This window comes from Sphingomonas sp. Leaf10, from assembly GCF_001421245.1.
Taxonomy (GTDB): Bacteria; Pseudomonadota; Alphaproteobacteria; order Sphingomonadales; family Sphingomonadaceae; genus Sphingomonas.
This window is the reverse complement of record NZ_LMKE01000032.1, coordinates 74,532-78,750: the sequence shown is the minus strand read 5'-3', so window position 1 is coordinate 78,750 and position 4,219 is coordinate 74,532. Positions and strand designations below refer to the sequence as shown.

Genomic DNA, 4,219 nt, shown 5'->3' with positions numbered 1-4,219 from the left:
GTCGATGGTCCCACCGTCACGTTGCGGCCGGAGGTGACGGTCGCCTTCGCACTCGCGCTGCACGAACTGGCGACCAATGCCGCGAAATACGGCGCATTGTCGAACGATAGCGGCACCGTCGCATTGTCGTGGCGGACGGAGGGGCCGGGCGACGACGCCCTGCTGCACGTCATCTGGCGCGAGCAGGGTGGTCCGCCGGTAACGCCGCCCGCACGAAAAGGCTTCGGTTCGGCGCTGATCGAACGGTCGCTTCGTGCCTATTTCAGCGGCAAGGCCGAAACCGACTACCGACCCGAAGGTTTGGTGTTCGAATTCGAAGCGCGGCTGAAGGACGCCGCAATCGTAACCGGGAACTGATACGTGGGCCAGAGTATGCCGATCGGCAGCAAGACGATCCTGATCGTCGAGGACGAAGCACTGGTCCGGTTCGACCTGGTGGACTTCTTCACCGATGCGGGGTGGCGCGTGTTCGATGCGCAGGATGCCGACCAAGCCATCCCCATCCTCGACCGGCACAAGGAAATTCGCGTCGTCCTGACCGACGTGCAGATGCCGGGATCGATGGATGGGCTGAAGCTCGCTCATTATATCCGCGAACGTTTTCCGCCGACCGTGTTGTTCGTCGTGTCGGGCAACGTGCCCCTGCGCGAAGAGCAGTTGCCGGCGCACACCACGTTCCTCGCCAAACCCTTCGATCCGCATCGCCTGCTGCGGCAGATCGAGGGCAGCACGCGCTAACGGGATCGTTCGATAGGGTCCGAAGCAGTCCGGCTCGGGTTGCGACCCGTGGCAAGCCGGTCCGAAACCGGCCATCGTTCCGCGATCAGCGACGCAATGTCAGAAGATGATCGTCCGGCCAACGCCGCCAGCGACACCCGCAAACGGCTTTACCTCGTTCGTGACGTGATGGGGCGGTGCTGCGGCACTGCACTTCACGACTTCCCTGGTCACGAGCGCGTTGGAGATGATGCAACGATCGATCACCACGACGCTGACGGTCAGCGTTCCCGGCGCGGTTTCGGCCGACGCGGGCACAACGGAACACACTAGCCCAGCAGCGATCAAACAACGTAAAATGCGCACAACAGCCCCCTTCACGGGGCGCTATACGCGTATTTTCCGTTTAAGTTCCAGCATTTAATAAATAATGGTTACTACCGGCGTGTCCGAATAGGCGCCCGGTCGCGCAGTCTGTCGCGGTGGCAACCGGCCAAAGACCGTAACCGACTGTCGCGATCCGAACAGGGGCAGCAGGTACAGGACGCCGACACCGCCGGTGGCGCCGATACCCGTACCCCATATGCTGCTGAACCCCGGATCCCCATACAGGTTATATTGCAACCGGTTCGTGCCGGAACGCAGTTCGCGTTGCGCCACGTTGCCCGACTGTCCGGCGGAGACGTCGATGCGATAGCCGAACGCCACGCAGTCGACCACCGTACAGGTACAGGCGACGTTGATCGTACCCGTCGTCGACAGCGGTGCAGCCTCCAGCGGGTTGTAGACGCCGAACCTGACCGGCACGGTCGAGACGGTGCACGATACCGCCCCCGCCGTGGTTGCGTACGAGCAGCCGAAGATGGTCGCTGCTATCGCGAGCCACGCCCTACAACGGATGGCAAATGACCGCATCAGTCGCTCCCCGCTGAAAATCGATCGCGCAACGCTCGTCTCCCATCTGCACCTGGGCGGTAACAACTTCATCTATATCAGTCAGATAGGCAACCCCGTCATAGCCGACCATGTCGTCGCGATGGCCCGGCCGCTGGACCAGCGACCCCATCGGCACCGGCTGTCCGTCGGGCGACACGATGTGGATGGTCGCAGCGCGAACCCGGCGCACCGGCAGTCTAACGACGGCACCGCCAGCGCCGCGGGTCCGCACGATCACCTCGGCCTTCGCCACCTCATGCTCGAAGTCGATCGCATCGTAATCGACCGCGATGCGCGCGGTCGCATTGGCGGGAAGGTTGGGCAGGAACAGGCTGCCGTCCGCCCGCGTGTGTCCGGCGGGCCGGTTTTCCAATGTCACGGCAACGTCCGGCTGACCCGTCTGCACCACGACGAAGCTCTGCCCGACCGCGGCGGCCAGCTCGGGTCGCCCACCCACGTACAGGGCCGATCCCGATGCGAATACCCGACCGGCGGCACGGTGGCGGTCGAACTGGACATCACCACCGATTTCGCCCTGCTGCCCGCGCAAGGTCACGCCGCCGCCCAGCGACGTCGCGCGATCGGGCGTGACCGACAGGGTCGTTCGCACATCCAACCCGCGATCGATGCCCCCGAACCGCGCCCAGTTCGCCGCGCCGGACAGGCCCTGTGCGCTGTGCGATGCCTGAACCACCGCCGATGATCGGTCCGACAGTGGCAGGGTGATGCCGATGGCCGCCAACAGGCCGGACCGTCGCGCCCGCGTTTCGACGACGTTGACGAACGCGGACAAACGACGGCCGATCGGACGGGACCAGCTCGCGGCGATGATCCGCGTCGCCAGGCGTTGCGACTGCAGCAACGTCGCGGACAGCGACAGCCCGCCCAGAACGGGGGAACGCCATGCACCGCCGGCCTGCAGCGTCCAATCCTCGCGCAGAAAGCGTTGATCCGCCAGCGTCTCGAACGTTCCGAAGCGTTTCTGGGCGACCACGAACGCGGACATGCGCGGATCGTCGCGCCGGAACGAGACGGTCACGTCGGCACCCGTCGCGCCGTCCGAATGCGAAACGTCGCCGCCAAGCGACAGGATGCCGAACTCGTGCAGCTTCGACGTCAGGCTGGCACCGGCGACCTGCACCGGTCCCGCCACCGCAAGCCGCCCCTCCGCGGTCAGCCGGTCGCCAAGCCCGTGCCGCAGCGCACCCGATATGAATCCGGCGCCATAGCGGTCGCCGATGGCGAAGGCGTTGCGGCGAAGCAGGCCGACCTGCGCCGACGTGGCGGTCAACCCGGGTCGCAGCAACTGGCGCGAGCTGTAGAAGGATAGCTGCTGGACGCTCTCGCGACCAAGCGCATCGCGGACCAGCAGCGAGACTTGCCCGGCGCCGTCGACCATCGGCACGCCGGAGACGGCAAACTGGCCGGCCTTTACGTCCTGGGTCAGCCGACGAACGCCATTGACATACAGGTCGACCGTCGATGGCACGCCGTTGCCCCCGGACAGTTGCGGCAGCGGCATCGTGACCAGATCGGGCTGCAAGGTGAAATCGGTGGCAAGCTGCACGCCGATCGCGCGAACCGCGCCGTTGGTGGACCCGTCCGGGCCGATGAAGTCGCCCACCGTCAACCGCTGCGCCGATCGCGGATCTTCGAACACATAGCGCGTTTCGAGCCGCCGAACGTGCAATTTCCGCCGATCGGCGTTGCGATTGGCGAGTGCGCCGCTCGACAGGGTGCCGATGGGGGCGAACAGGCGAAGTTCACCCGTCGCGCCGATATTGCCGGCATCGTCGCCATAGGCCGAATAGTTCAGCAACCCGCCCCATGCCGGCAGCACGGCGTCGGTCTGCGTCGCGGCGACGGCGATGTCGCTCCGCCGCATGGCCGACGGCGCGACGTCGATCCGGAGTATCTGAGTCGCTGCGTCGAGGCGATAGGTGAGGCCGGCGATGCAGTGCAAAGCGACCCGGCCGTCGCCAGCGACGACATCGATGCCGATCGCGCGCAAATCGCTGGCGGTCGTCGCCAGATCGTCGGTGTTGCCGAACAATTCGATGACGACGCCGGTATCGATGCCGTTGACCCAAACCTGCGCATAGGTGTCGCCGGCTACGGGTTGTTCGGCGGCGGCGACCTGAAGGACAGGCGGCAGCGACGCGGGCAAACCGACCAGCAGGCCGAGCGCGAGCAGGATTGGGGCCATGGCGCCGTCATCACTGCGACAGCGGAACGGACAGGCGCAGGAGCTTGCCGCTTTCCTGCACGGTAAGCGCCAACGTCCCGGTCGAAGTCGTCGGCTTGTAGCTCCACGACCGCTCCTGTCCGGCCAGCGCGTAACCGGCAAGGCCCGGGGCGATCACCACCGACTTGTCGCCGTCCTGAACCGTGAGTTCGACGAGCTTCGCATGGACCGCTCCGCGGTTCTGGACGCGGATGGTGATCTGGTTCGTCTTCGCATCGTGGCGCGCGCTCCAGTCAAGTTGCCGCGCCCGCGAAACCCCGACAGCCGGCGCGATGAACACCGGCAGGATCATGCGAACCGGCAACTGCAACTGCCCGGGCG

At 65.8% G+C, this 4,219-nt stretch carries 4 protein-coding genes and 2 pseudogenes; 2 read left to right on the top strand and 4 right to left on the bottom strand.

From position 1 onward, the window contains the following. Positions 1-357 (top strand): annotated as a pseudogene (locus ASE59_RS20780) (histidine kinase); the annotation flags it as partial. A 3-nt stretch (positions 358-360) separates the two neighbouring features. Beyond that, the gene (locus ASE59_RS16600; protein ID WP_056458909.1) at positions 361-738 is read left to right on the top strand and encodes a response regulator; all 378 of its coding nucleotides are present in this window, start codon (positions 361-363) and stop codon (positions 736-738) included. A gap of 99 nt (positions 739-837) precedes the next feature. Here the strand turns inward: ASE59_RS16600 and ASE59_RS16595 are convergent, their stop codons facing one another. The 4 genes and pseudogenes from ASE59_RS16595 to ASE59_RS16580 all read right to left on the bottom strand — a co-directional run. Beyond that, on the bottom strand, positions 838-1,035 hold the full coding sequence (locus tag ASE59_RS16595; protein ID WP_056458905.1) for a hypothetical protein: 198 nt from the start codon (positions 1,033-1,035) through the stop codon (positions 838-840). Positions 1,036-1,137: 102 nt separating this feature from the next. Continuing rightward, positions 1,138-1,632, bottom strand: coding sequence for a spore coat U domain-containing protein (locus ASE59_RS16590; RefSeq protein WP_162235332.1), 495 nt, complete (start codon positions 1,630-1,632; stop codon positions 1,138-1,140). Next, positions 1,607-3,859, bottom strand: coding sequence for a fimbria/pilus outer membrane usher protein (locus ASE59_RS16585; RefSeq protein ID WP_056458899.1), 2,253 nt, complete (start codon positions 3,857-3,859; stop codon positions 1,607-1,609). The genes ASE59_RS16590 and ASE59_RS16585 overlap by 26 nt, the downstream gene beginning before the upstream one ends. A gap of 10 nt (positions 3,860-3,869) precedes the next feature. Continuing rightward, positions 3,870-4,219: pseudogene (locus ASE59_RS16580) on the bottom strand (hypothetical protein); the annotation flags it as partial.

Coding starts and splice junctions, on each gene's coding strand:
- ASE59_RS16585 (WP_056458899.1), bottom strand. CDS start 3,859: ATGGCCCCAATCCTGCTCGCGCTCGGCCTGCTGGTCGGTTTGCCCGCG.
- ASE59_RS16590 (WP_162235332.1), bottom strand. CDS start 1,632: ATGCGGTCATTTGCCATCCGTTGTAGGGCGTGGCTCGCGATAGCAGCG.